The 25405-nt window shown below is 61.3% G+C and carries 27 protein-coding genes; 8 read left to right on the top strand and 19 right to left on the bottom strand.

Annotated features, from left to right (window positions below; translation table 11 throughout):
- Positions 1–42 precede the first annotated feature (42 nt).
- The 3 genes from ATN84_RS06260 to tesB all read right to left on the bottom strand — a co-directional run bounded on the left by ATN84_RS06260 (position 43) and on the right by tesB (position 3067).
- Positions 43–1344, bottom strand: coding sequence for an ammonium transporter (locus ATN84_RS06260; RefSeq protein ID WP_068880649.1), 1302 nt, complete (start codon positions 1342–1344; stop codon positions 43–45).
- 288 nt (positions 1345–1632) lie between these two features.
- Positions 1633–1971: a P-II family nitrogen regulator gene (locus ATN84_RS06255; protein WP_068880648.1), complete on the bottom strand. Its 339-nt coding sequence runs from the start codon at positions 1969–1971 to the stop codon at positions 1633–1635.
- A gap of 226 nt (positions 1972–2197) precedes the next feature.
- Positions 2198–3067: an acyl-CoA thioesterase II gene (gene tesB / locus ATN84_RS06250; RefSeq protein ID WP_153020105.1), complete on the bottom strand. Its 870-nt coding sequence runs from the start codon at positions 3065–3067 to the stop codon at positions 2198–2200.
- Between the two features lie 260 nt (positions 3068–3327).
- On the opposite strand from tesB, the gene ATN84_RS06245 reads away from it, so the two are divergent.
- Positions 3328–4584, top strand: a complete 1257-nt coding sequence (locus tag ATN84_RS06245) for a ubiquinone biosynthesis hydroxylase (RefSeq protein ID WP_068880646.1) — start codon at positions 3328–3330, stop codon at positions 4582–4584.
- An 82-nt stretch (positions 4585–4666) separates the two neighbouring features.
- Entirely contained in the window at positions 4667–5104 is a 438-nt protein-coding gene (locus ATN84_RS06240; protein ID WP_068880645.1) for an OsmC family protein, read from the top strand.
- A gap of 85 nt (positions 5105–5189) precedes the next feature.
- Here the strand turns inward: ATN84_RS06240 and ATN84_RS06235 are convergent, their stop codons facing one another.
- The 6 genes from ATN84_RS06235 to ATN84_RS06210 all read right to left on the bottom strand — a co-directional run bounded on the left by ATN84_RS06235 (position 5190) and on the right by ATN84_RS06210 (position 10195).
- On the bottom strand, positions 5190–5561 hold the full coding sequence (locus ATN84_RS06235; RefSeq protein ID WP_068880644.1) for a VOC family protein: 372 nt from the start codon (positions 5559–5561) through the stop codon (positions 5190–5192).
- Between the two features lie 252 nt (positions 5562–5813).
- Entirely contained in the window at positions 5814–6593 is a 780-nt protein-coding gene (locus ATN84_RS06230) for a succinate dehydrogenase iron-sulfur subunit (RefSeq protein WP_068880643.1), read from the bottom strand.
- A 71-nt stretch (positions 6594–6664) separates the two neighbouring features.
- Positions 6665–8512, bottom strand: coding sequence for a succinate dehydrogenase flavoprotein subunit (gene sdhA / locus ATN84_RS06225; RefSeq protein WP_068880642.1), 1848 nt, complete (start codon positions 8510–8512; stop codon positions 6665–6667).
- Positions 8513–8520: 8 nt separating this feature from the next.
- A complete protein-coding gene (sdhD, locus tag ATN84_RS06220) occupies positions 8521–8904 on the bottom strand; it encodes a succinate dehydrogenase, hydrophobic membrane anchor protein (RefSeq protein WP_068880641.1) in 384 nt (127 codons plus the stop codon).
- Positions 8905–8926: 22 nt separating this feature from the next.
- Complete coding sequence (gene sdhC / locus ATN84_RS06215) at positions 8927–9325, bottom strand: succinate dehydrogenase, cytochrome b556 subunit (RefSeq protein ID WP_068880640.1); 399 nt, start codon at positions 9323–9325, stop codon at positions 8927–8929.
- Positions 9326–9724: 399 nt separating this feature from the next.
- Positions 9725–10195, bottom strand: coding sequence for a GNAT family N-acetyltransferase (locus ATN84_RS06210; RefSeq protein WP_068880639.1), 471 nt, complete (start codon positions 10193–10195; stop codon positions 9725–9727).
- 143 nt (positions 10196–10338) lie between these two features.
- Between ATN84_RS06210 and ATN84_RS06205 the strand changes: the two genes are divergently transcribed.
- Positions 10339–10704: a hypothetical protein gene (locus ATN84_RS06205; protein ID WP_153020104.1), complete on the top strand. Its 366-nt coding sequence runs from the start codon at positions 10339–10341 to the stop codon at positions 10702–10704.
- 7 nt (positions 10705–10711) lie between these two features.
- On the opposite strand, the gene ATN84_RS06200 is transcribed toward ATN84_RS06205, so the two are convergent.
- The 5 genes from ATN84_RS06200 to rplS form a co-directional block, all read right to left on the bottom strand.
- Positions 10712–11926 carry a GGDEF domain-containing protein gene (locus ATN84_RS06200; protein WP_068880637.1) on the bottom strand — a complete coding sequence of 405 codons (1215 nt, stop codon included), beginning with the start codon at positions 11924–11926 and terminating at the stop codon, positions 10712–10714.
- 296 nt (positions 11927–12222) lie between these two features.
- The gene (leuC, locus tag ATN84_RS06195; RefSeq protein ID WP_068880636.1) at positions 12223–13632 is read right to left on the bottom strand and encodes a 3-isopropylmalate dehydratase large subunit; all 1410 of its coding nucleotides are present in this window, start codon (positions 13630–13632) and stop codon (positions 12223–12225) included.
- 250 nt (positions 13633–13882) lie between these two features.
- Positions 13883–14698, bottom strand: coding sequence for an amino acid ABC transporter permease (locus ATN84_RS06190; protein WP_068880635.1), 816 nt, complete (start codon positions 14696–14698; stop codon positions 13883–13885).
- A gap of 11 nt (positions 14699–14709) precedes the next feature.
- Positions 14710–15459 (bottom strand): transporter substrate-binding domain-containing protein, encoded by a 750-nt coding sequence (locus tag ATN84_RS06185; RefSeq protein WP_244491005.1) that lies wholly within the window; start codon positions 15457–15459, stop codon positions 14710–14712.
- A 258-nt stretch (positions 15460–15717) separates the two neighbouring features.
- The gene (gene rplS, locus ATN84_RS06180) at positions 15718–16152 is read right to left on the bottom strand and encodes a 50S ribosomal protein L19 (protein WP_068880633.1); all 435 of its coding nucleotides are present in this window, start codon (positions 16150–16152) and stop codon (positions 15718–15720) included.
- A gap of 255 nt (positions 16153–16407) precedes the next feature.
- On the opposite strand from rplS, the gene ATN84_RS06175 reads away from it, so the two are divergent.
- Together ATN84_RS06175 and ATN84_RS06170 are read left to right on the top strand one after the other, a co-directional pair.
- Complete coding sequence (locus ATN84_RS06175) at positions 16408–16992, top strand: TetR/AcrR family transcriptional regulator (protein WP_068880632.1); 585 nt, start codon at positions 16408–16410, stop codon at positions 16990–16992.
- A 150-nt stretch (positions 16993–17142) separates the two neighbouring features.
- Positions 17143–17658: a hypothetical protein gene (locus ATN84_RS06170; RefSeq protein ID WP_068880631.1), complete on the top strand. Its 516-nt coding sequence runs from the start codon at positions 17143–17145 to the stop codon at positions 17656–17658.
- Between the two features lie 252 nt (positions 17659–17910).
- Here the strand turns inward: ATN84_RS06170 and trmD are convergent, their stop codons facing one another.
- The gene (gene trmD / locus ATN84_RS06165; protein ID WP_068880630.1) at positions 17911–18609 is read right to left on the bottom strand and encodes a tRNA (guanosine(37)-N1)-methyltransferase TrmD; all 699 of its coding nucleotides are present in this window, start codon (positions 18607–18609) and stop codon (positions 17911–17913) included.
- Complete coding sequence (rimM, locus tag ATN84_RS06160; RefSeq protein ID WP_068880629.1) at positions 18606–19184, bottom strand: ribosome maturation factor RimM; 579 nt, start codon at positions 19182–19184, stop codon at positions 18606–18608. The genes trmD and rimM overlap by 4 nt, the downstream gene beginning before the upstream one ends.
- A 127-nt stretch (positions 19185–19311) precedes the next feature.
- Here rimM and ATN84_RS06155 point away from each other — a divergent pair, with 127 nt between their 5' ends.
- From ATN84_RS06155 to ATN84_RS06145, 3 genes are all read left to right on the top strand, one after another.
- Entirely contained in the window at positions 19312–20268 is a 957-nt protein-coding gene (locus tag ATN84_RS06155) for a tyrosine recombinase XerC (RefSeq protein WP_068880628.1), read from the top strand.
- A gap of 84 nt (positions 20269–20352) precedes the next feature.
- A complete protein-coding gene (locus ATN84_RS06150) occupies positions 20353–21435 on the top strand; it encodes a TraB/GumN family protein (RefSeq protein ID WP_068880926.1) in 1083 nt (360 codons plus the stop codon).
- Between the two features lie 96 nt (positions 21436–21531).
- The gene (locus ATN84_RS06145; protein ID WP_068880627.1) at positions 21532–21816 is read left to right on the top strand and encodes a hypothetical protein; all 285 of its coding nucleotides are present in this window, start codon (positions 21532–21534) and stop codon (positions 21814–21816) included.
- A 215-nt stretch (positions 21817–22031) separates the two neighbouring features.
- Here ATN84_RS06145 and lpdA read toward each other — a convergent pair whose 3' ends face one another.
- The 3 genes from lpdA to odhB form a co-directional block, all read right to left on the bottom strand.
- Positions 22032–23438, bottom strand: coding sequence for a dihydrolipoyl dehydrogenase (gene lpdA, locus ATN84_RS06140; RefSeq protein ID WP_068880626.1), 1407 nt, complete (start codon positions 23436–23438; stop codon positions 22032–22034).
- Positions 23439–23519: 81 nt separating this feature from the next.
- Entirely contained in the window at positions 23520–24035 is a 516-nt protein-coding gene (locus ATN84_RS06135) for a hypothetical protein (RefSeq protein ID WP_425287377.1), read from the bottom strand.
- Positions 24036–24138: 103 nt separating this feature from the next.
- Positions 24139–25371, bottom strand: coding sequence for a 2-oxoglutarate dehydrogenase complex dihydrolipoyllysine-residue succinyltransferase (odhB, locus tag ATN84_RS06130; RefSeq protein ID WP_068880624.1), 1233 nt, complete (start codon positions 25369–25371; stop codon positions 24139–24141).
- Positions 25372–25405: the final 34 nt, after the last annotated feature.

The following is a 25405-nucleotide window of genomic DNA, read 5'->3' as shown; positions in this document are numbered from 1 at the left end:
TAGAACCGTACCGGCGAGTACGGCCCACCCTGCTCGCCGATATTACTGGACGGTTTCGCCGTGCAGGTTGATGTCGAGACCTTCGATCTCTTCCTGCTTGGTCGGGCGAAGACCGACGAGGGCCTTGACGATATAGAGAATGATGGCGGTGGCGATGGCCGCATAGATGATGGTGAAGATCACACCATAGATCTGCGTGCCGACCGAGGCGCCCGCGCTCGCTTCGTTGATCGCCGGATCGGCGAAGACGCCGGTCAGGATCGCGCCGACGATACCGCCGACACCGTGCACGCCGAAGGCGTCGAGCGAATCGTCATAACCGAGCGCATGCTTTATCTTGACGGCGGCGATGTAACAGATCACGCCCGAGATGATGCCGATGATCAGCGCGCCGGTCGGGTTGACGAAGCCGGCGGCAGGCGTCACCGCGACGAGGCCGGCGACAGCGCCCGAAATGATGCCGAGAATGCTCGGCTTCTTGGCGACGATCCACTCCGCGAACATCCAGGCGAGAGCGGCGGCGGCGGCGGCAACCTGCGTGTTCAGCATAGCCACGCTGGCGAGCGCGTTGGAGGCGACGGCCGAACCGGCGTTGAAGCCGAACCAGCCGACCCACAGAAGCGAAGCGCCGATGACGGAGAGCACCAGATTGTGCGGCGCCATGTTGACTTGGCCGTAGCCTTCGCGCTTGCCGATGATGAGAGCGGCGACGAGACCAGCCACACCGGCATTGATGTGGACGACGGTGCCGCCGGCGAAATCAAGCACGCCATCGGAACCAAGGAAGCCGCCGCCCCATACCCAATGCGCGACCGGTACGTAGACGACGATGAGCCAGATGGCCATGAACAGAAGCATTGCCGAGAATTTCATGCGCTCGGCGAATGCGCCGGCAATCAGCGCCGGGGTGATGATGGCGAAGGTCATCTGGAACATGATGAACAGATACTCGGGAATGGTTGCCGTCGCCGAGTTCATGTCGACGCCCGAGAGGAAGGCCTTGCTCATGCCGCCGAGATAGGCGTTGAGCGAGCCGCCATCGGTGAAGGCCAGCGAGTAGCCGGCGACCATCCACAAAATGCTCATGAGGCAGCAGATGGCGAAGCTCTGCATGACGGTGGAAAGAACGTTTTTCTTGCGCACCATGCCGCCATAGAAGAGCGCCAGCCCCGGAATGGTCATCATCAGCACCAGCGCCGACGATGTCAGCATCCATGCCGTGTCGCCGGTGTCGAAAGCGGGAGCGGCAGGAGCCGCGTCCTGCGCTATTGCCGCCCCGGCGAAAGCGCCGAGGAGGGAAAGCGAGCCGACAGCGGCGCGCATATGTCTATTGAGTGTGAACATCAAAAATCTCCGTCGAACACCGGCTTCAAACGCGAATTTGCGTCACAAGTCCCGGCCCAATGCCCCATAACCAAGTTCCGTGCCAATTCTTGAAATAGTCACTTAACCGGCTGTAAAGGCTCTCTTATTTGTTTCCATTCGGTGAGGTCCAACGCTTCGTCCTGATGCTTTGCACAAAAAATCGTCACTCTGGCAATTTATGCTGGTTCTTTAAGCAAACAGCGAAAAGTCCGATACTGCCGGAATGAGCAGGCGGCGGCGCAGGACAAGCGCGGATTGGCGCTTCTCCTAGAGTGCGTCGGTATCGGTTTCGCCAGTACGGATGCGCACCGCCTGGTCGATGGAATAGACAAATATCTTGCCATCGCCGATCTGGCCGGTCTTGGCGGCAGCGGTGATGGCTTCGACGGTTTTCTCCACAAGATCGGCGCCCACGGCGATCTCGATCTTGAGTTTCGGCAGGAAGCTGACGGCATATTCCGCACCGCGATAGATCTCGGTATGCCCCTTCTGCCGCCCGTAGCCCTTGACCTCGGTCACGGTAAGTCCCTGAATGCCGATAGCCGTGAGGGCTTCGCGCACCTCGTCCAGCTTGAATGGCTTGATGATCGCCATCACGATTTTCATCTGCTTGTACCCCTGCTTTTATGCGGTTGCCCGCGTTCGGAAGCCATCTCCGGAATGGTCCGCCATTCCGGTGACTGCAGAGATCAATTCAAACTCCGTGCCAAACGAAAAATACCAAACATCGCCTTGAATACACTAGACAATTCTTTGGTGGCCCAGATGTGGTGAATGCAAAACGCCTAAAAACTAGTCACAATATTCCTGCCATCCGTGGGATGGCGTCTATTTAGTCAGATTCACGCAGGCGGATAAGCCCTTCCTGAGCCACGGACGCAACCAGGAATCCCTCGCGCGTATAGATCGAGCCGCGATTGAAACCGCGCGCGCCCGCCGCACTCGGGCTGTCCTGCGTATAGAGCAGCCAGTCGTCGAGCTTGCAGGGATGGTGGAACCACATGGCATGATCGAGGCTCGCCACCTGCAGGTCGCGGTCGAAGATCGAGCGGCCATGCGCATAAAGCGAGGTGTCGAGAAGCGTCATATCGGAGATATAGGCGAGCACCGCCGCCTGGATGGCGCGGTCATCGGGCACGGGACCGGTGGTGCGTATCCAGACATCCTGCTTCGGCGGCAGCTTCTCGCGCGAGAAATAATGCGTCAGCGAAACCGGCTTCATCTCGATCGGCCGGTCGCGCTCCCAATATTTGCGCACGTTCTCAGGCGCCATATGGATATATTGCTCCTTCAACTGCCGGTCGCTCATCAACTTTTCCGGCGGCGGCACATCCTCCGGCATCGGCCTTTGATGGGAGAGCCCGCCCTCCTCCACCTGGAACGAGCAGGAAAGCGAGAAGATCGCGTGCCCATGCTGGACGGCGACGACGCGCCGCGTTGTGAAGCTAGAGCCGTCGCGGATGCGATCCACCTCGTAGATGATCGGCACGGCCGGATCGCCGGGCCGCATGAAATAGGCATGCAGCGAATGCACGTGCCTTTCCTTCTCGACCGTGCGCTGCGCCGCCACCAGCGCCTGCCCGATGACCTGTCCGCCGAACACCCGCTGCCACCCGACCTGCGGACTGCGACCGCGGAACAGATTGTGCTCCAGCGTCTCGAGGTCGAGAATGGAAAGAAGCTCTTTCATGGCTTCGGACATGGATCGGTTGCCTCTCCGAGTGCGTTTTGCCTTCATTCCGCTTCAACAGGAACGGCATGCCGTGTCAAGCAGGCGAAGGCGCAGGGGTTAATGGCCGATGGAGGCAAGACAAAGAAATGACACGGAAATTGCGGACATTGACAGACGTTCCGGATCAGATCATGCACGCACATGCATCCAATCGACGGCTTGAGAAAAGACCTGCTTGAAAAATGCTCCAGGTCCGATGACAATCCGATCCGCAGGGAAGGAATGAAGCGATGACTGGCCAGACCTCCGCCCAGACAGACACGAATGATACAACACCGATCGACGTGCTGGTCGCCGGCGGCGGCTATGTCGGGCTGGCGACTGCGGTGGCCGTCAAGGCCGCGGCGATGCATCTGCGGGTTCTCGTCATCGATGCCTCCCCTCCCGGAAGCTGGAAGAAGGATCCCCGCGCCTCGGCCATCGCTGCCGCCGCCGCGCGTATGCTCAATCGCCTGGGCTGCTGGCAGCCCATCCTCCCCGAAGCGCAGCCGATCAACGAGATGATCGTCACCGATTCGCGCACCGCCGACCCCGTCCGCCCTGTCTTCCTCACCTTCGACGGCGAAGTGGTGCCGGGCGAGCCTTTCGCTCATATGATCGAGAACCGGACGCTCAATGCGGCGCTCCATGCAAAAGCCGGAGAGCTCGGCGTGGAGATCATCGAGGGCGTCGGCGTCGATAGCTTTGACGCGGGCCCCAATACCGTCGCCGTCCATCTGAGCGACGGGCTCGTTTTCGAGACGCGGTTGCTGGTTGCCGCTGACGGCGTACGCTCCAGGCTGCGCGATCGCGCCGGAATCAAGACGGTGCAATGGGATTACGGCCAGTCCGGCATCGTCTGCACCGTCCACCACGAGCGCCCGCACAATGGCCAGGCGGAGGAGCATTTCCTGCCGGCCGGGCCCTTTGCCACCCTGCCGCTCAAGGGCAACCGCTCTTCCCTGGTCTGGACCGAGCGCACGCGCGATGCCGAGCGCATCGTCAATCAGGACGATTTCCTGTTCGAGGCGGAGTTGGAACAGCGCTTCGGCCATAGGCTCGGCGAAATCAAGGTCGAGGGCCCGCGCCGCGCCTTCCCGCTCGGGCTGATGCTGGTGCGCGAGTTCGTCAAGCCGCGCTTCGCGCTGGTGGGTGACGCCGCCCACGGCATCCATCCGATCGCCGGCCAGGGCCTCAATCTCGGTTTCCGCGATGCAGCCGCCCTCGCGGAAGTCATCGTCGAGACGGACCGGCTCGGCCTCGACATCGGCTCCATTGCCGCGCTCGAACGCTATCAGGCTTGGCGGCGTTTCGACACGGTGCAGATGGGCGTCACCACCGATCTCCTCAACCGGCTGTTCTCCAACGACATCACGCCGGTCCGCGCCATTCGCGACATCGGCCTCGGCCTCGTCGACCGCATGCCGTCGATGAAGCAGTTCTTCATCCGCCAGGCATCCGGGCTGACGAGGAACACACCGCGTCTTCTACAGGGCGAGGCCATCTGAGCCCCTCACCATGGATGCTTCGTGAGCAAGTCCTATATCCATGCTTGATACCGCAACTTTTCTCATGTGAAGGAGACGGCAGATGGACAGGAAGGCAATGGCAATCTGGAAGGGCGGGCTCAAGGACGGCTCGGGCACGCTCGATACGCAAAGCGGCGCCTTGCGGGAATTGCCCTATAATTTCAAGGCCCGTTTCGAGGACGAGGCGGGCAAGTCGGGAACCAACCCGGAAGAACTGCTTGCCGCGGCTCATTCCGGCTGCTTCGCCATGCAGCTTTCGCATTTCCTCGCCGAAAACGGCACACCGGCGGAAAAGCTCGAGGCGACCGCCGCCGTCAGCATCAACCCGGCCTCCGGCGGCGGTTTCGAGATCACCCGGAGCGCGATCACCCTCGTCGGCACCGTGCCGGGAATCAGCGAGGACGACTTCCGCAAATTCGCGGATCAAGCCAAGCAGTCCTGCCCGCTTTCAAAGGCGCTCGGCGCGATCGAGATTACGCTGGACGCAAGGCTGGCGTAAAAATATTCACACTGAGATGGACGCCGGCGGGACAGTACCCCCCTCTGGCCGGCAGGCCGGAGGGGATGAGGAAATGGGCCGATACCTACTCCGGCAGGTGGCAGACAGCCTCGATATTATGCCCGTCCGGATCGATGATGAAAGCGCCGTAATAATCGGGATGATAGTGCTCGCGGATACCGGGCGCGCCGTTGTCGCGACCGCCCGCCGCCAGCGCCTCGTGATAGAAGCGGTCCACCTCGGCGCGCGTGCCGGCTGAAAAGGCGACATGGAGCACGCCTTGCAGGCGCGCGCCCTTCTGCGCACCGATCCAGAATTCCGGCTTGCTGTTGCGGCCATAGCCGACCCAATCGCCAAACTCCATGACCGGCGATATGCCGAGCGGCTGCAGCGCCGCATCATAGAACGCCCGCGCTTTCTTCATGTTCGAAATGTTGAAGCCGATATGGTCGAGCATCCGCTTTTCTCCTTCTGTGAGTAGGGTAAGCGCCGCCGGGTAAAAATCAACCTGTTGACTGTCAGCGCCGGGCCGGCAGCCATACACACCCATCGTCATCCTCGGGCTTGTCCCGAGGATCTGCCGACCTGAAACATGGATCGATACGGTTATAAGCCCGTCACGAATGGCAGTGCCGTTCTCATTTCCTTCCGTAGATCCTCGGGTCAAGCCCGAGGATGACGGTCAATGGACCAATGCGACTTGATCAAATCAAACCCGCCGCTCCACCAGCATCTTCTTGATCTCGGCGATCGCCTTGGCCGGGTTCAGACCCTTCGGGCAGGTCTGGGCGCAGTTCATGATCGTGTGGCAGCGATAGAGCCGGAACGGGTCTTCCAGATTGTCCAGCCGCTCGCCCGTCGCCTCATCGCGTGAATCGATCAGCCAGCGATAGGCCTGAAGCAGCACGGCGGGCCCGAGATAGCGCTCGCCGTTCCACCAGTAGCTCGGGCATGAGGTCTGGCAGCAGAAGCACAGGATGCACTCGTAGAGCCCGTCGAGCTTGGCCCGGTCCTCATGGCTTTGCAGCCACTCTTTCGCGGGCTCCGGCGAGACCGTCTTGAGATAGGGATCGATCGAGGCGAGCTGCGCATAGGGCACCGTCAGGTCGGGCACCAGATCCTTGACGACAGGCATATGCGGCAACGGATAGACCTTCACGGCGCCGCTGATCTCGTCCATGCCCTTGGTGCAAGCGAGCGTATTGGCGCCGTCGATATTCATCGCGCACGACCCGCAGATGCCTTCACGACAGGAGCGGCGCAAGGTCAGCGTCGGATCGACATTGTTCTTGATCCACAAGAGGGCGTCCAGCACCATCGGGCCGCAATCGTCGAGATCGACGTAATAGGTGTCCAGGCGCGGATTTTCGCCGTCATCCGGCGACCAGCGGTAGATCCTGAATTCCTTCAGATTATTGGCGCCCTCAGGCCGGGCCCAGACATGCCCCGGCTTGATCTGCGAATTTCTGGGAAGTGTCAGTTCGACCATTGCTCTTGTCCCTTGAGAGCAAGTCCAGGAAAATGCGAAGCGGCTTTCCGTCCGGACTTGCGTAACTAAAACTAGTAAACGCGCTTCTTCGGCGCAATCTTGGCCAGGCTGATGCCGCCTTCGGCTTCCGGAACCAGCGGATCGAGATGGACCGGGCGATAGCCGAGCGTGACCTTGCCGTCCGGGCTGAGCCAGGCCAGCGTGTGCTTGCGCCAGTTGGCATCGTCCCGTTCCGGGAAATCCTCGCGCGCATGCGCGCCGCGGCTTTCCTTGCGCGCTTCGGCGGAAACGACGGTGGTGAGCGCATTGGCCATCAGGTTTTCCAGTTCCAGCGTCTCCACCAGATCGGAATTCCAGATCATCGAATGGTCGGTGACCTTGATGTCGTCGAGTTCGTGCCAGATCTTCTCCACGCGCTCGCAGCCCGATTTCAGCGATTCGGAGGTGCGGAAGACGGCGGCGTCTTCCTGCATGGTGCGCTGCATCTTTTCGCGCAGCTTCGCCGTCGGCGTATTGCCATTGGCAAAGCGCAGCCGGTCAAAGCGGTCCATGATCTTGTCCACCGCCGCCTCGTCGATATCCGGTATCTTGGCGCTGCGGTCGATGACCTCACCCGCCCGGATCGCCGCCGCGCGCCCGAACACCACCAGGTCGATCAGAGAGTTGGAGCCGAGCCGGTTGGCGCCATGCACCGAGGCGCAACCCGCCTCGCCCACCGCCATCAGGCCGGGCTGGACGCGGTCTGGATTCTCAGGCGTCGGGTTCAGCACCTCGCCCCAGTAATTGGTCGGAATGCCGCCCATATTGTAATGGACCGTCGGCAGGACCGGGATCGGTTCCTTGGTCAGGTCGACGCCGGCGAAGATCTTGGCCGATTCCGAAATGCCGGGAAGCCGCTCATGCAGCACCGCCGGATCGAGATGGTCGAGGTGCAGGTAGATATGATCCTTGTTCTTGCCGACGCCGCGCCCCTCGCGGATTTCCATCGTCATGCAGCGCGAAACCACGTCGCGCGAGGCAAGATCCTTCGCCGAAGGCGCATAGCGCTCCATGAAGCGCTCCCCTTCCGAATTGACGAGATAGCCGCCTTCGCCGCGAGCCCCCTCGGTGATGAGGCAGCCCGCGCCATAAATGCCGGTCGGGTGGAACTGCACGAACTCCATATCCTGGAGAGGGAGTCCTGCCCGCGCCACCATGCCGCCGCCGTCGCCGGTGCAGGTATGAGCCGATGTCGCCGAGAAATAGGCCCGACCGTAACCGCCGGTCGCCAGCACCACCATCTTGGCGGCAAAGCGATGGATGGTGCCATCGTCGAGGTTCCACGCGACGACACCGGTGCACACACCGTCGGTCATGATCAGATCAAGGGCGAAATACTCGACGAAGAACTGCGCGTTGTTCTTCAGGCTCTGGCCATAGAGCGTGTGCAGGATCGCATGGCCGGTGCGGTCGGCCGCCGCGCAGGTGCGCTGCACCGGAGGACCGTCGCCGAAATTCTGCATATGGCCGCCGAACGGGCGCTGGTAGATCTTGCCTTCCTCGGTGCGCGAGAACGGCACGCCGTAATGCTCGAGCTCGTAGACGGCAGCAGGCGCTTCCCGCGCCAGATATTCCATCGCATCCGTATCGCCCAGCCAGTCCGAACCCTTGACGGTGTCGTACATGTGCCACTGCCAAGAATCCGGACCCATATTGCTGAGCGATGCCGCGATGCCGCCCTGCGCGGCGACCGTGTGGGAGCGCGTCGGGAACACCTTGGTGATGCAGGCCGTCTTCAGGCCCTGCTCGGCCATGCCAAGCGTCGCGCGCAGACCCGCGCCGCCCGCACCGACCACCACCACATCAAACTTGTGATCGACGAAACGGTAGGATTTTCCGCCTTCGGCCGGAGCCGCGCTTTTCTTTGTCTGAGGAGCCATATGGGCTTTCAACCTCCGAAGCTGAGCTTGAGGATCGAGAAGATGCAAGCGACGCCGACCGCCACCGCGAAGAATGTGTTCAGCATCACGAGGACGACCTTGAGGCCCTCGCCATGCACATAATCTTCGATGATGACCTGCATTCCGAGGCGCATGTGATAAAGCGCGGACAACAGGACCAGGATCATGATCAGACCCGTCAGCGGGTGCGAAAGGGCGGCCCTGACCTCCTGGAAACCGGCGCCGTTCAGCGAAACGATGAGGCCGACGAAAAACAGCATCAGCGGCACATTGGCGACGGCAGTCAGACGCTGGCGCCAGAAATGCTCGGTGCCTTCCTTGGCCGAGCCAAGCCCGCGGATCCTGCCGAGAGGCGTACGCATATCGCTCATGATTTCAATCCTTTCAGCCCGTTCAGCGCAGCATATATCCGGCAAGCCAGACCAGCAGCGTCAGCGCGACGGAGCCGATCACGGTTGCCCAGGCCATCTTGGAAGCCGTGTGCTTTTCAAGACCGGTTATCGTATCCCAGATCAGATGGCGGATGCCGCCCAGCATGTGGTGCAGCAGGGCCCAGGTATAGCCGAAGAGCACCAGCCGGCCGAACCAGGAGCCGAAAAAACCGTTGACCAGGTTGAAGGCGTCCTCGCTCGTCGCCGCCGCGATCAGCCAGAGGGCGACCAGAAGCGTGCCGAAATAGAGCGCGCTGCCGGTGATGCGGTGCACGATCGACATTGTCATCGTGATCGGCGGCTTGTAGATGGTGAGATGCGGCGAAAGTGGGCGTTGGTGGGTGGCTGTCGGTCTCGTCATGGCTCCCCCAGAAAGGTCTTCCCGGTTTGTCCGGACGACCGGCTGAACGAATGCCGGCTCATGCTCGGATTGGCTGGCGCGATTTCCAGAAGCCGGAGCCTTCCGGAAGACCACGTATAGTTAAAACTCGGAGCCCCGCTTGCGTATCGTCCGCGCGTGCGGCCCTCCAAATGCGGCAGGATCGTGATGGACGACCTTGTCGCGCCGTTATCTACTGCTCTTTTCGCACCGCGTCAAAGCCGCTTAATCATTTCGCGCCAACCATTTAGTCGCATGTGGCCGCAGCGGCGGAGCAGCGACCGCGCTTCAATCGTTTGAACGGGCCAAAAGCGGCATTGACCGCCCGATTCCGGCGGAACCCGAACGCGAAAAATTTACCGCGCCCCCGCCCCGGGTGGCCTATTGCCCGCCGAACCGAATCACGAAACTCGTCCAGTCGGCCGCGGCGGCGACCTGCTCGTAGAGCTTGCGTCCGTCCTCGGGCTGGCGCGGCGCATTGAGGATGAGCTTCGCCCAGCTGCGTTCCTCCGCCTTATCGGCCAGCACATCGATCAGCGCCTTGGCGATGCCCTTGCCACGATGGTCGTGATGCACATAGATGTGATCCACCTGGCCGCAGCGCATGCCCGAAACCGGCTCCGGCAGATCGTAGAAGATGACGAAGCCGACAAGCTCTCCGTCCAGCCGCGCGCCGGCGATCTCGGCCGCGCGGTCCTGCAGCAGCTTTTCGGCATAATATTCGTCCGGGCGGCGCGGCGCGCCGCGTTTCAACGCCTGCGCATAGCTTGCAAGCAGCGGCGCGAACTCGTGCGCATCGCGCAGATGCAGAAGCGAGATATCGACGGCGTGTGCGGCTTGGGTCTCGGGCATCGGTCGTGATCCTCCAGTCGGTTCTGCATCGGCGACCATAATGGTGTCATCGATCCCCGCGCCGCCGTCAACCCCTCTCGCTCGGACGTAAAGAACAGGTTAACATGGTGCCGGGTGCGGTGAACCAAGCGGAGGGAATTGCTATGGCTGATTTGTCCCGGATGGGGTTTGCGCTGCGCATTGGCGCCTGCGCCATCGCTTCAGCCGCAGCCCTTGCTGCTTCGCAGGCACGGGCCGACGCAGTCAATGGAACGAAAATAGCCCTTGCCGCCACCAGCCTGCATGCCGACCATATTGCCGGCATTGCCGGTCCTCCGGTCATGGTGGAAGACGCTGGAAACCACGAAGTTCTCATCATCCGCCCGCCGACCCATCCTTCCGTCGCCGCAATCGTTCCCGCCGCCAACACGACCTGCGAAAGCGCCGTGGTTCTGAGAGGGCGCGGTTTCATGTACGGAATCGCGAGGGGCGAAACGCCCGTGCTGGATCATCCGCACTGCGCACGATGACGGCCCTTCAGCCGAAGCGGCCACCCAGCGGAAGGCGCAGCTCGATGATCTTGTCCTCGCCAGCGCGCGGCGGCGCCAGCCGCACGCAATTGCGCCCGTTTTTCTTGGCCTCGTAAAGCGCGTTGTCGGCGCGGCGCATGAGGTCGGAAAGCGCATCCCCGTCCCGCAGCTCGGCCACGCCGAAACTGGCGGTGAAGCGGCTTTCCGCCGGCAGGCCGGCAATCGGCCGGCTTGAAAAATTGCTCCGCGCCTTTTCCGCGAACAGCCGCGCCGTCTGAATACCCATGCCCGGCAGCAGGATCGCGAATTCCTCGCCGCCGATGCGTGCAACGACATCCCGGTCCGAGGCGATATCCCGCAGGCCTGCAGCGAAAGCGCGGATGACCTGATCGCCCAGCTCATGCCCATAGCCGTCATTGATCGTCTTGAAGTAATCGAGATCGCAGGCGATGAGCGAAAGCGGAAGACCGGTACGCTTGGCCTGCCCTATGGCCGCGTCGCTGCGGACCTCGAAGCCGCGACGGTTGAGGAGACGCGACAGCATATCGGTTTCCGAACGTGACGACATGTCCGCCATCAGGTCCCGCGTCAGGATGACCAGCATGAGAAGGCCGTTCGCCACGGAAAGGGCCGCGCCGATCGTCTGCGAGAGAAGCGCGTATTGGGTATGAACATAGTCCTGCGGGTCCTGCCCCATTCCGCCCGACGCGATCGCGATGAACGGCTTCAGCAGAAAATGGCCGGCGCTGGCGAACAGCACGGCGAAGAGCAACATGTCCGCAACCCCGCGAACCCGGGATTTCAGGATGATATAGCTGCTGAAGCACAGGGCGACGAAATAGGGGAGCTGATAGAGAAGCATCCCCGTCAGCGTCACCCGTGCTATGTCATAGATGGCATAGACCATCGCCAACGATGCCACGAACAGGATCGTCAGCCCTGCCCATGGTACCCGAACGGCATATTTATAGGCCATGCCCACGACCGCGCAGACCAGCGCGCAAAGGAAGGTGCTGAATGCCAGCATGTAGCCGAGCTTCGGATTGCCGATCGACGGAACCAGCAGCTCGGCGCCGAAATTCATCATCGCAAAAATGAAAGCCAGGGCGAAAAGGCGCGCCGAAATATAGGTCTTCTCATAAACGGCAATGCCGAGGAACGCGATTGCGAACAGCCCGGCGACGGTCATGTTGATGATGAGAATGAAATAGGCGCCGCTCATATTTTTGTTCCCGCTTGTGAACAGCTTAGCCGCACCAGAACAAAGAAGCGTAAACTACGATCAACTGGCCAGTGAAACGCGACGCAAAAGCCGAAGCACTTGCAACAATGGTTAAAGAAAGCCAAACAGGGCGCCTAAAAGCGCCCTGCCGATACTTGTAATTTATTTAAAATTTTCTTTAGAGCATTTCACTTTTAGATTGAAACGGTATGGATCCATGCCTCTACCTGTCCATCACAGCAACGGCCCAAAAGGATCCCCACCGATTCCATCAAAACATCAACCGCTCTAGTGGATTACTTCCACGCGCGGATATCGACGAAATGACCTGATATCGCCGCCGCTGCCGCCATGGCCGGCGAGACCAGATGCGTGCGGCCCTTGAAGCCCTGACGGCCCTCGAAATTGCGGTTCGAGGTGGAGGCGCAGCGCTCGCCCGGCTTCAGCCGGTCGTCATTCATGGCGAGGCACATCGAGCAGCCCGGCTCGCGCCAATCGAAGCCCGCCTCGATAAAGATCTTGTGAAGCCCTTCGGCTTCCGCCTGCTCCTTGACGAGGCCGGAGCCCGGCACGATCATCGCGCTGACGGTCGGCGCGACCTTGCGGCCCTCGACCACCTTCGCCACTTCGCGTAAGTCCTCGATGCGGCCATTGGTGCACGATCCGATGAAGACGCGGTCGAGCGCGATGTCGGTGATCTTCGTTCCGGGCGTGAGACCCATATAGTCGAGCGCGCGCTGCTTCGACGCCCGCTTGGTCTCGTCGGCGATATCGCCCGGATTGGGCACTTCACCCGTTACGGAAATGACGTCTTCCGGCGATGAGCCCCAGGAGACGATCGGTGGCAGATTGGCGGCGTCGAGCGTGACAATCTTATCGAAATGCGCGCCTTCGTCCGATTGCAGCGTCTTCCAATAGGCGATAGCCTGCTCAAGTGCTGCGCCCTTCGGCGCGCGCGGCTTGCCTTTGATATATTCGAAAGTGGTTTCGTCGGGCGCGATCAGGCCCGCGCGCGCGCCGCCTTCGATCGACATGTTGCAGATCGTCATGCGGCCTTCCATCGAGAGCGCGCGGATCGCCTCGCCCGCATATTCGATGACATAGCCGGTGCCGCCGGCGGTGCCGATCTCGCCGATGATGGCGAGGATGATGTCCTTCGCCGTCACGCCATCGGGAAGCTGGCCATCGACCCGCACCAGCATGTTCTTCGCCTTCTTCTGGATCAGCGTCTGCGTGGCGAGCACATGCTCCACCTCCGACGTGCCGATGCCATGCGCCAGCGCGCCGAACGCGCCATGGGTGGAGGTGTGACTATCACCGCAAACGATGGTCATGCCCGGCAGCGTAAAGCCCTGCTCCGGCCCGACGATATGGACGATGCCCTGGCGGATATCGTTTTCCGAATAATATTCCACGCCGAAATCAGCCGCGTTCTTCGCCAGCGCCTCGACCTGGATGCGGCTTTCCTCGTTCTTGATGCCGTTCTTGCGGTCGGGCGAGGTCGGCACATTGTGATCGACGACGGCCAATGTCCTCTCGGGGTGGCGAACCTTGCGGCCCGTCATGCGCAGCCCTTCGAAAGCTTGCGGCGACGTCACCTCATGAACGAGGTGACGGTCGATATAGAGGAGGCAGGTGCCATCGGCCTGGCTGTCCACCAGATGATCATCCCAGATCTTGTCATAAAGGGTGCGAGGTGCGCTCATTGCTCTCGTGTCCGTATTTAAATTTCAAAGCAGAGGGAGTGGGTATGGCAAAGGAAAGGCCTGCCAAGCCTGGGGACCGAGCTCAGCTAAGTCGGCTGTTGAGCGCCCCGGAAACGCGCGCGGAAAAGCGTTGCGGCAGCCGCTTTCGGTCCTGCAGCACGAACACCTTATGCCCGTTCCATTCATTCCTTGAATTCATAGGCCTGTTTTTAGCAATCTTTGCTGTTTCAGGCAATCAAATAGAATTGTTCTAACGCTCCGTCGTCTCCCTCAACCTCTTTTCAAGCCGCCGCAGGACGATCGACAGGCTCACCGTTAGAAGGAGATAGACATAGGCGACGATCGAATAGGTCTCAAAGAAGCGGAAGGAGCCGGAGGCATAGATCTTCCCCATCTGGGTGATATCGGCCACGCCCAGCACCGAAACCAGCGATGAATCCTTGACCATGGCGACGAAATCATTGCCGAGCGGCGGCAGGATGGTGCGGATCGCCTGCGGCATGATCACCAGACGGAACCGCTGAAATGGCGTGAGGCCGAGCGCTTCCGCCGCCTCCACCTGCCCCTCGTCGACCGACTGGATGCCGGCGCGGAAGACCTCGGCGATAAAGGCCGAATAGCCGATGGTGAGCGCAATGATCGCCCGCCACATCAGCGACACGTCACGCACCTGCAGGGGCTGCATCAGGCCGGCGTCCTGCAGCGGCTGCGTCACCATGTTCCAGATGGCGACGAAGGCTGGCGCGCCGACAAAGGCCACGTAGAACAAAAGCACCAGCATCGGCACGCCGCGAACGATCTCGATATAGAAACGTGCAATCTGGCGAAGCGCGATCGAGCCGGACAACGCCATCAGCGCCAGGAGCAGGCCAAGCGCCGACGCAAGCGCAAAGCTGACAAGCGTCACGAAGACCGTGATGCCGACACCTTTGACGATGACCGAAAAGACCTGGGTGTAAAGGCCGCTGACTGCGATCAGAAGTGCCACCGCTGCGGCCAGCACGCCTGCCGCCACGAGCCACCAGGGAAAATCGTCGCTGCTTCTATTTTTACTGGCAAGCGGCATTACGGGGAAAATCAGCCGCCAAGCTTATAGTCGAGGAACCATTTCTTGTTCAGCGTATCGAATGTACCGTCCTCCTTCAGCGCCTTGATCGCAGCATTGACCGGAACTACGAGATCGGAGCCCTTCGGAAAGATGAAACCGAAATCTTCCGCCCCGAGCGGCCCGCCGACAAGCTTCAGCGCACCTTCAGAAGCCTCCGCATAGCCCTTGCCCGCGGTGCCGTCGGTCAGCACTACGTCGACATCGCCGGTCTTCAGCGCTTGCACCGACGCGCCGAAGGTCTCGAACAGCTTGATGCGCGGATTTTGCTCATTGCCGTCGAGTACGTCATGAACGGCGACATAGAAGGGCGTCGTGCCGGCTTGCGCGCCGACAAGCCCGTCTGCGAGAGCGGCAAAGCTCTTGGCGTCGTTGAAACGGTCCTCGTCGCCACGCACCAGCATGAACACTTCCGAACGCATGTAGGGATCCGAAAAATCGACCTTCTCCTTGCGGTCGTCCCGGATGGTGATGCCGTTCATGCCGATGTGGTACTGGCCATCGGCAACGGCCTGGATCATCGCGTCCCAGCTCGTGTTCTGATAGACTGGCTTGAAGTTCAGCCGTTTGGCGATTTCATTCATCGCATCATATTCCCAGCCGATGGCATGGCCGGAATTCGGATCGATGAACTGCAGCGGCGGATAGGCATTCTCCGTCACCACCGTCACCGTTTTCCCGCCGAAATCCGGCAGATCCCCGGCTTGGACGGCAAAGGACATCAAGACCAGCGCCAGCGTACCGGAAAACAGCGATTTCAGGTTCATCCCCGATGATCTCCCCTTGATTCCATGCAGCGCCGTCCGTTCTCAGGATGCACGGACTCCCACAATCATTAACCTGTCCGAAACCTTGAGCGGTTGCAAGAAAATGATGATCCGGGAGCCATTCATGGCTTCTCCCGCCATCGAGGGACTTCCCCCGCGCAAACAAAAAGGCGGCCCGAAGACCGCCTTTCACTGAATTCAATTTTTCCAGGCTTATTCGGCGGCAGGCGCCGCAGCTTCCTTTGAAGCCTCGCCATTTCCATTGTCCGCAACCGCCTTGGTCTTGCGGTAATCCTTCTTCTCTGCAATGCGGGCAGCCTTGCCGGTCAGGCCGCGCAGATAGTAAAGCTTGGCACGGCGAACCTTGCCGCGGCGGACGAGTTCGACACCCTCAACCAACGGGGAATAGACCGGGAATACGCGCTCGACGCCTTCGCCGTAGGAAATCTTGCGAACGGTGAAGTTTTCGTGGAGGCCGGAGCCGGAACGGGCGATGCAGACGCCTTCATAGGCCTGCACGCGGGTACGGGTGCCTTCCGTGACGCGCACCTGCACGCGAACGGTATCGCCCGGCTTGAAATCGGGAAGCGTGCGCTTTTCCTTGATCTTGGCGGCCTGCTCAGCCTCAAGCTGACGAATGATGTCCATCGTCTCAATCCTTCTCGTTCTTCTCGAACAGTCAGAGCGCTCGACGCTTGCTGCACAGTCTCATTGCCGGACAGCTATGCCTTTATTGAGGCAGGAGCGGGTTCACCATTCATTGGTTGGTGGATCTCGGGATTTTTCCCTGAGTTGGCGGGGCAATACACCATTGCCGCCAATGAATCAATACACAGCATATTTCGTATCATCCAAGAAGGCTTTCACGTTGACATTCTCCCTACTAGTCGGTAGGTATTCGGCATGAGCAACTTGTCCACCACCTCAGACAACATCCTGACTTGCGCACGATCCCTCATCATCGCGGGTGGCTACAACGGATTCAGCTATGCGGATGTCGCGACCATAGTCGGCATTCGCAAAGCGAGCATCCATCATCACTTCCCCAGCAAGGTCGATCTGGTTAAGGCGCTGGTCGTCCGGCATCGCGAGGAAACGGAAGCGGGATTTGCCGATCTGGAACACAATATTTCCAATCCCCAAGAAAGGCTTCGGGCTTACATCCGTTATTGGGAAACCTGTATCGCCGACGCAAGCACACCTTTCTGTATTTGCGCGCTCCTGGCCAGCGAACTTCCCGTGCTGCCACAAGGAGTTGCGATCGAATTGCAGAGATATTTCCGCATGCTGTCGGCATGGCTGACTTCCGTACTCGAAGACGGATCGCAGCGGGGCCGAATCCGGCTGATGAATACACCTCGCATGGAAGCCGAAGCCTTCATGGCGACTGTCCATGGCGCGATGCTGTCAGCGAGAGCTTATGGCGACCCGAAGGTATTCCCGCTCATTACGGAGCCTCTGTTGAGCAAACTTTCCGCTCCGAATTGACCCGTTAGATTGGCTACCTACCTGAGCTGCGCTACCGACTGATAGGCATTTAGCAAGTATGGAACTTGGGGCTTTGTCACTCTCATAAACTACCTACTAGTAGAAAGATAAGATCGACCAATCGTCGATCCCTGCACAAAGGAGATTGAGATGTTTGGAATTTCGCAACTCGGTTGGGTGCATACGCTCGGCAGCCTGCCGGCCATTCCGCTTGCCGTATATATGTTTGCCCGCCATGGAAGGATCGTGCCCCGGTCCAGGGCCGGCGTCGCCTATTTCATCTCGATGCTGATCGGCGCCACCACGGTGTTCCTCGTCGCGCATCAGCCCGTCAGCTATGGCATCGGCGCGGCGACGATCGTCCTGCTGCTCACCGGATACGGTATCGGGCATGTTTCGAATTTGGGAAATGCGGGCAAATATCTCGAGACGATCCTGCTCAGCCTGACGGCATTTCTGCTGATGGTTCCGGCTGTTAGCGAAACCCTGCGCCGTGTCCCGGACGGTCACCCACTGGTGACTGATTTGAACTCGCCACTCCTCCTCGGGGCTCAGGCTTGTATTCTTGTCATCCTCGTAGTCGGCGTGACGGCTCAGATGATTCATCTGCGCAGACAGGGCAGGCTGGCCGCTCGGTCTCACCATGCAAAGACATTTCTCGAATGAGCAGGTGGTGAACTGGAACAGCTTTCTATTTGAACGTCGGGTCAAGCCCGAGGATGACGGACTTGGAAAGATTTCCGCCCGGTCCCAACGTTCACGATTGGGGAAAACGTCCCTGCAATCGTCATGCTCGGCTCGACCCGAGAATCCATTCCGGAACATCGTCACCCCACCAGCGGTGGACATGAAACCATTGCTGTCCAAAGCGATCTGGTTGCTGACTTTTCGGATATGATCATGTGACAAACAAAAGGATCACTTCGTTTTCCGTTCTGCCTGGTAGGCTTTCCACAGATCGGGCCGCCTTTCCCGCGTAATGCGCTCCGCCTCTGCGCGCCGCCACTTGTCGACCGCGCCATGATTGCCTGATGTCAGCACATCGGGAATGGATCGCCCCTCCCATTGCTGAGGACGCGTATAGTGCGGATGCTCCAGAAGCCCCGTCTCGAAGCTCTCCGTCTCGCCGGACTGCTCATTGCCCATGACGCCGGGCAAAAGCCGCACCACCGCGTCGAGAAGGACGAAAGCCGCCGTTTCTCCGCCCGAAAGAATGTAATCGCCGATCGATATCTCCTCGAGATCGCGTGCCTCGATCACCCGTTCGTCAACCCCTTCGAAACGCCCGCACAGGATGATCGCGCCCGGCCCTTCAGCGAGCGCTCTCACCCGCTTCTGGGTCAGCGGCTTGCCGCGCGGGCTCATCAGCAGCCTTGGCCGCTCGTCCGCCACATGATCGATGGCGCGCGCCACAACATCGGGCTTCATCACCATGCCTGCCCCGCCGCCTGCGGGCGTGTCGTCGACCATGCGGTGCCGCCCTTCCGCGAAATCGCGGATCTGCACCGTTTCCAGCCGCCATTTCTCCTCCGCCAGTGCCTTGCCGGCCAGCGAGATCCCCAAGGGGCCGGGGAACATCTCGGGATAGAGCGTCAGGACAGTCGCGCGGAAGCTCATTTGCGGTCCCGCCTGTCCGGCCGCTCGTCCTGCCCCATGCCCGAATCATCAGAATCGTCATCGGCGACGAGACCCGCCGCCTGCCGGTCGACCACCAGCCGCCCGGCGTCGAGATCGATTTCCGGCACGGCATTTTGCGTGAACGGGATGAGATAAGGTCTGCGGCCGGGCGTGCTGAGCTCGATCAGATCGCCGCCGCCGAAATCGAAGATGCCCGTGACCCGCCCGATCGCGACGCCCTGTATATCCACCGCTTCGAGACCGACCAGATCCGCATGATAAAATTCGTCTTCGTCGAGTTCTTCCGGCAATTGCGCACGGTCGATGTAGAGCGCCGTACCGTTCAGCTTCTCCGCCGCATTGCGGTCGTTCACGCCCTTGAACCGCACCACCACGACGGTTTTCGCCGGACGTATCTCAAGGATTTCCAAGCTGCGGCCGGTTTCATCGTAAAGGAGCCCGTAATCGCCGAGCGCCATGGGGTCGCCGGTGAACGTCTTGACCCGGACTTCTCCGCGCGTGCCGTGCGGCGCGCCGATCACGGCGAGCTGGACTGGATTTTCTGGTTTGGGCATGGGGTTTCCCTGTCAGCGCCAATTCTCTTGCTTGGCCTTACCCAATCCCACGCAAAACGCCAAGGGCTTCAACCACTCTGTAACAACTCCGTGGCATGGTCGAGGCTGGATTGGTGGAAAGAAACCCATGACGGCAAGACTTCCGGCAACGGAATTCCTCGTGCCAGCCCGCGCCGATCTGTTGGCAGCGCGCGAGGAATGGCTGAATTCGCTGAAGAACACCCGACGCCTGTCTGAGAACACGCTCGAAGCCTATGAGCGCGACACCAGGCAGTTCCTGCATTTTCTGACCGGCCATCTGGGCGAGCCGCCGTCGCTGAAGGATGTAAGTTCCTTGCGCGTCGCCGATCTGCGCTCCTTCCTGGCGAGCCGGCGCAATGGCGGCGCCGGCGCGCGCACGCTCGGGCGCGGCCTGGCAGGCATCCGCTCGCTGCTGCGCCATCTGGAGAAGCGCGGCCTCGCCAACGCCGCCGGTGCCGGCGCCATGCGCGCGCCGCGCCAGCCGAAATCGCTCCCCAAGCCGCTGGCCGCCGTGGATGCGAAACGCGTCGTCGAGGCGCGCGAGCAGCTTGCGGAAGAACCGTGGATCGCCGCGCGCAATGCCGCCGTGCTGACGCTTCTCTATGGCTGCGGTCTGCGCATTTCCGAGGCGCTCGGTCTTGACGGCGGCGATCTCCGCGACAGCTCCGCCCGCTCGATCGCCATTCACGGCAAAGGCGGCAAGACCCGGCTCGTGCCGCTGCTGCCGGTCGTTCACCGGGCGGCCGATGCCTACCGCCGCCTCTGCCCCTACGATCTGGCGCAGGGCACGCCGCTGTTTCGGGGCGCCAAGGGTGGAGCGCTGCAGCCGGCGATCATCCAGCGCGAGATGCAGAACCTGCGCAGCGCTCTCGGCCTGCCCGATACCGCGACGCCGCATGCGCTGCGCCATTCCTTTGCCACGCATCTCCTCGCCCGCGGCGGCGATCTGCGCACCATCCAGGAACTGCTCGGCCACGCCAGTCTCTCGACCACCCAGGTCTATACCGGTGTCGACACCGACAGGCTTCTCGAAATCTATGAAAAGGCGCATCCGCGCGCATGAAAATTCGTCAGGAAAAGACCCGTTTCGATGAAATCAGCGGCCGCTTTTGCGCCTTTTTCCAGCTGTCGTGGTAATCTGTCTCCGATGAAAAACACCTCGTTCCGCGCCCGTACTGATCGTATCGCTGATCACGCGCTCAGGCTTGTCCTTGCCTTCAACCTCCTGCTTTTCCTGTCCTTCGCCGTAGTGCTGGCGATGGCGGCGGCAGCGAGAGCGCAGGATAATGCCTGCGCCGGCAAAAATCTGATCGCCGACTTCGCCCGCGAGAACCCGAAAGAACTCGCCACGATCCGCGCGGAAGCCGCCGCCACCGCCAATGGCGATGGGCTTTTATGGAAGATCGAAAAGGACGGCGCCACTCCCTCCTATCTCTTCGGCACGATGCATCTGACCGACCCGCGAGTCGTCAATCTGCCGGCTGCAGCAAAAGAGGCCTATGACGCCTCGGCGACCATTGTCGTCGAGACGACTGAAATCCTCGATCCGAAAGCTTCGGTGAAAGCCATGGCGGAACGCCCCGATCTCATGATGTTCACCGACGGCAGAACACTCGACAAGCTCCTGCCCGCCGACAAGATCGACGAGGTCCGCACCGCGCTCGCCAGGCGCGGTATCCCGTTTTCAGCCGTTTCCCGGATGAAACCGTGGATGCTGACCAGCCTGGTGGCGATGCCGGCCTGCGAGACGGCACGCAGGAAGACCGGCGCCGCCTTCCTCGACCTGAAGCTTGCGCAGAACGCCGAAGCTCAGGGCAAGCATCTCATGGGGCTGGAGACGGTCGTCGAACAGCTCGACGCCATGGCCGGACTGCCTCTCGATTTCCACATTCAGGGGCTGATCGAGACGCTGGCACTGGGGAGCCGCCTCAACGACGTGCACGGGACCATGCTCACGCTCTACCGGGAAGGCAACATAGGCATGATCATGCCTATGTTGCGATCGCTCGAGCCGGAGGACAGCATATCGGATGACGGCTATGCCACTTTCGAGCAGACGATGATTGAGGCGCGCAACGCCGTCATGGCCGAACGCGCGGTTCCCATCCTTGATAAGGGCGGCGCATTCATCGCCGTGGGTGCATTGCATCTGCCGGGGGAGAAGGGCCTGATCGAGCTTCTGCGCGCCAGGGACTATCGGATAAGCAAAGTGGCAGGCTCTCCGAATTAGAACCTCGCCTGGAACGAATCCGCCCCTTCCGCGTTGTTCTGACATTAACGGGGTCGTGCGATCCTGTTTTTGTTCAACCAACCGGAGGAGAGCGCGATGGTTGACCCTCTCGACCCCAATCTGCAGCCGGGGAGGCAGAATAGACCCGACGATCCCGTGCAGGAGCCGCCACGGCCTGTAAGGCGGGCGGGGCCTACCGGCAGTTACCTGCTTGCGGCGATCCTGCTCGCGATCCTCGTGATCGCTGCATATTATCTCTATTCGGGCGGCGGCCCCACTGAGGCGCCTGCGCCTCCCGAGCCTCCGGCGCCGACCGGCGAAGCACCGGCAACGCCCGCCCCCACCGAACCGGCGCCCGCAACGCCGACGCAACCCAACTGACGCGGCATTCCCGAATGCAAAAAGGCCCGGAACGTTCCGGGCCTTTGGTATTGCTGGGAAAGCCGAAGCCTTGAGGCCGTTTAAGAATGCGCTGGCGCGAGGTGGCTGGCGGTGGCTTCGAGAACCGGAGCGCAGCAGACATCAGGTTCGTGGGCACCGGAAGTGCAGAAGACGCCGCCAACCACCTCGCGCCAGCAGCACTATCGAACGGTCTCTCAGATGTGGATCGGCTTGAAGAATGTGCCGAGCGCCGCTTCGCGCACCGCCTCCGACATCGTGGGATGCGCGTGGCAGGTGCGCGCCAGATCTTCCGACGAGCCACCGAATTCCATCAGCACGGCCAGCTCGTGGATCATCTCGCCCGCATTGTAGCCGAGGATATGCGCACCGAGCACCCGGTCCGTCGCCTTGTCGGCGAGGATCTTGACGAAACCGTCCGTGTGCAGCATCGCCCGGGCACGGCCATTGGCGGTGAAGGGGAACTTGCCGACCTTGTAGTCGATGCCCGCGGCCTTCAGCTCCTCCTCGGTCTTGCCGACGGAGGCGACTTCCGGCTGCGTGTAGACGACGCTCGGGATGACATCATAATTCACATGGCCCGCCTGGCCGGCGATGATCTCGGCGACGGCGACGCCCTCGTCTTCCGCCTTGTGCGCCAGCATCGGCCCTGCCACCACGTCGCCGATGGCATAGATGCCCGGCACGCTGGTCTGCCAGTGGTCGTTGATCACCACGCGGCCGCGCTCGTCGAGCACCACGCCCGCGGCTTCAAGCCCCAACCCGTCCGTATAGGGCCTGCGGCCGGTCGCCACCAGGACGGCATCGGCCTCGATGGTCTCGGCATCGCCACCCTTGACCGGCTCGAGGGTGACCTTGGCGCCCTTGCCCGTCTTCTCGACACCCGTCACCTTCGCGCCGAGCTTGAATTCGATCCCCTGCTTCTCCAGCATGCGCTGGAACTGGCGGGAAACCTCGCCGTCCATCGGCCCGAGAATCTTGTCGAGGAACTCGACCACTGTCACCTTCGCGCCGAGGCGGGACCAGACCGAGCCGAGCTCCAGCCCGATCACGCCGCCGCCGACAACCACGAGACTGCCCGGAACCTTGCCGAATTCCAGCGCGCCGGTCGAAGAGACGATCACCTTCTCGTCGAATTGGACATCGACACCGGGAATGCCGGCCACATCCGAGCCGGTGGCGATGATGATGTTCTTCGCCTCGACCTCATGCACCGTACCGTCGTCGGTCGTTACCGACAGCTTGCCCTCGCCCAGCACCTTGCCGGTGCCGATGAACGTATCGATCTTGTTCTTCTTGAACAGGAACTCCACGCCGTTGACGTTGGCCTTGACCGTCGCATCCTTGTGCGCCTGCATCTTTTCCAGATTGAGCTTCGGCGTGCCGACCTCGACGCCGAGCGTATCGAAGGAATGGCCGGCCTCGGCAAAGATTTCCGAAGCATGCAGCAGCGCCTTCGACGGTATGCAGCCGATATTGAGGCAGGTGCCGCCGAAGGTCTTGCGCTTCTCCACCACGGCTACCTTGAGGCCGAGCTGTGCGGCCTTGATGGCTGCGACATAACCTCCGGGTCCGGTTCCGATGACGACGACGTCGTAAGACATTGAGATGATCCTTTTCTGAGCATGATCCCGAAAAGTTGCAGGCTTTTCGGACAAGATTATGCGGCTGGAAACCTGCGCCTGTTACTCTTCGTGCGCGCAGTCCCTAAAACGGAAGACGTCCCATGACAGCGGCTCGGCGGGCTTGGCCGGGCCGAAATCGAAGGAATCGAGAGAACCGGCAAGATCGGGGAAGAGCAGGGCCTGCGCCGCCGGCTCCTTCGCCTTCGGCAGAAGGTCGGCTTCCGCCCCTTCCTTGAGCGCGTAGATGACGCCCTGCCAAAGCGTGCAGTCCTCCAGCTCCTCACCGGTAGCGTCGCCATCCGGGCAATTGTACATGATGAGGCCGTTCGGACGCTCGACACCCTCGGTCCACATCACCACGCCGTCGAGCTTGAAGGCCTTCTTCTGCGCATCACCCTCACCAGGGCCGTTTTCAGTGATGGTGAACTCGTTGGAGGTAACGGCGGGCACGTCTTCCGGCATCGGCTTGAAGGTGAGCGTGTAGTGATCGTCCCGATCGGCGTAGATCGCGCGATCCTGCGTGCAGGCGGCATAGGCGGAAAATGGTGAGGCGAAACCGGCGCTCAACATCGCCATGAATGCCGCCCTGGAAGTAAGCTGTCGCATGCCCTTTCGCTCCGCCCTTGCCGCAAATCTGATGTCGGACCGGACCGTCGGCGGACGATCCGGTCCAATATCATTACAGGTCGAGAACCAGGCGCTCCGGATCTTCCAGCGTTTCCTTGACGCGCACAAGGAAGGTGACCGCTTCCTTGCCGTCGACGATGCGGTGATCGTAGGAAAGCGCCAGATACATCATCGGGCGGATGACGATCTGCCCGCCGACGACCACCGGACGCTCCTGGATCTTGTGCATGCCGAGGATGCCCGACTGCGGCGCGTTGAGGATCGGCGTCGACATCAGCGAACCATAGACGCCGCCGTTGGAGATGGTGAAGGTGCCGCCCTGCATGTCCGCCATGGAGAGCTGGCCGTCACGCGCCGCCTTGCCGAGCCGGCCGATTTCCTTCTCGATCTCGGCAATCGACATTTCGTCCGCATTGCGCACGACGGGAACCACCAGTCCCTTGTCGGTGCCCACCGCGACGCCGATATGGCAATAATTCTTATAGATGAGATCGGTGCCGTCGATCTCGGCATTGACCGCCGGAATTTCCTTCAGCGCATGGGTCACCGCCTTGGTGAAGAAACCCATGAAGCCGAGCTTGACGCCGTGCTTCTTCTCGAAGAGCTCCTTATAGCGGTTGCGCAGATCCATCACCGGCTTCATGTCCACCTCGTTGAAGGTGGTCAGCATCGCCGCCGTGTTCTGCGCATCCTTCAGGCGCTTCGCGATGGTCTGGCGCAGGCGGGTCATCTTGACCCGCTCCTCGCGGCTTTCGTCATCGGCGGCGGACGGCGCGCGGGCCGCCTTCGGCGCTTCTGCCGGCTGGGCGGCGGGGATACCCTTCGACAGGGCCTCGAGCACATCGCCCTTCAACACCTGGCCGCGCTTGCCCGTGCCCTCCACCTGATCGGCCGAAACACCAGCTTCCGCGAGAGCCTTGGCGGCGGATGGAGCGGGAGCCATGGCCGGGCCGGAAGCAGCTGCAGCAGCCGGCTTGGCCGCCTCGGCCTTCGGAGCCTCGGCGGCTGCCGGTTCTTCCTTTTTCGCCGCCGGAGCGGCCGCGGCGCCACCGGCCTCGATCATGCCGAGCAGCGCGCCCACCTCGACCGTGTCGCCTTCCTTGGCGCTGATCTCGCCCAGCGTTCCGGCGGCGGGCGCCGGAACCTCGACCGTTACCTTGTCGGTTTCGAGTTCGACCAGCGGTTCATCGACGGCGATGGCATCGCCCGCCTTCTTGAACCATTTTCCGATGGTTGCCTCGGTAACGGATTCCCCGAGGGTGGGAACGCGGATTTCGGTCGCCATGATCTTGCTCTTCCGTTGGTGATCAGTCTGTTCG

The sequence above is a fragment of the Paramesorhizobium deserti genome, from assembly GCF_001558695.1.
GTDB classification, from domain to species: Bacteria; Pseudomonadota; Alphaproteobacteria; order Rhizobiales; family Rhizobiaceae; genus Paramesorhizobium; species Paramesorhizobium deserti.
The sequence above is the reverse complement of the archived record's forward strand: the minus strand, read 5'-3'. Positions and strand labels throughout refer to the sequence as shown.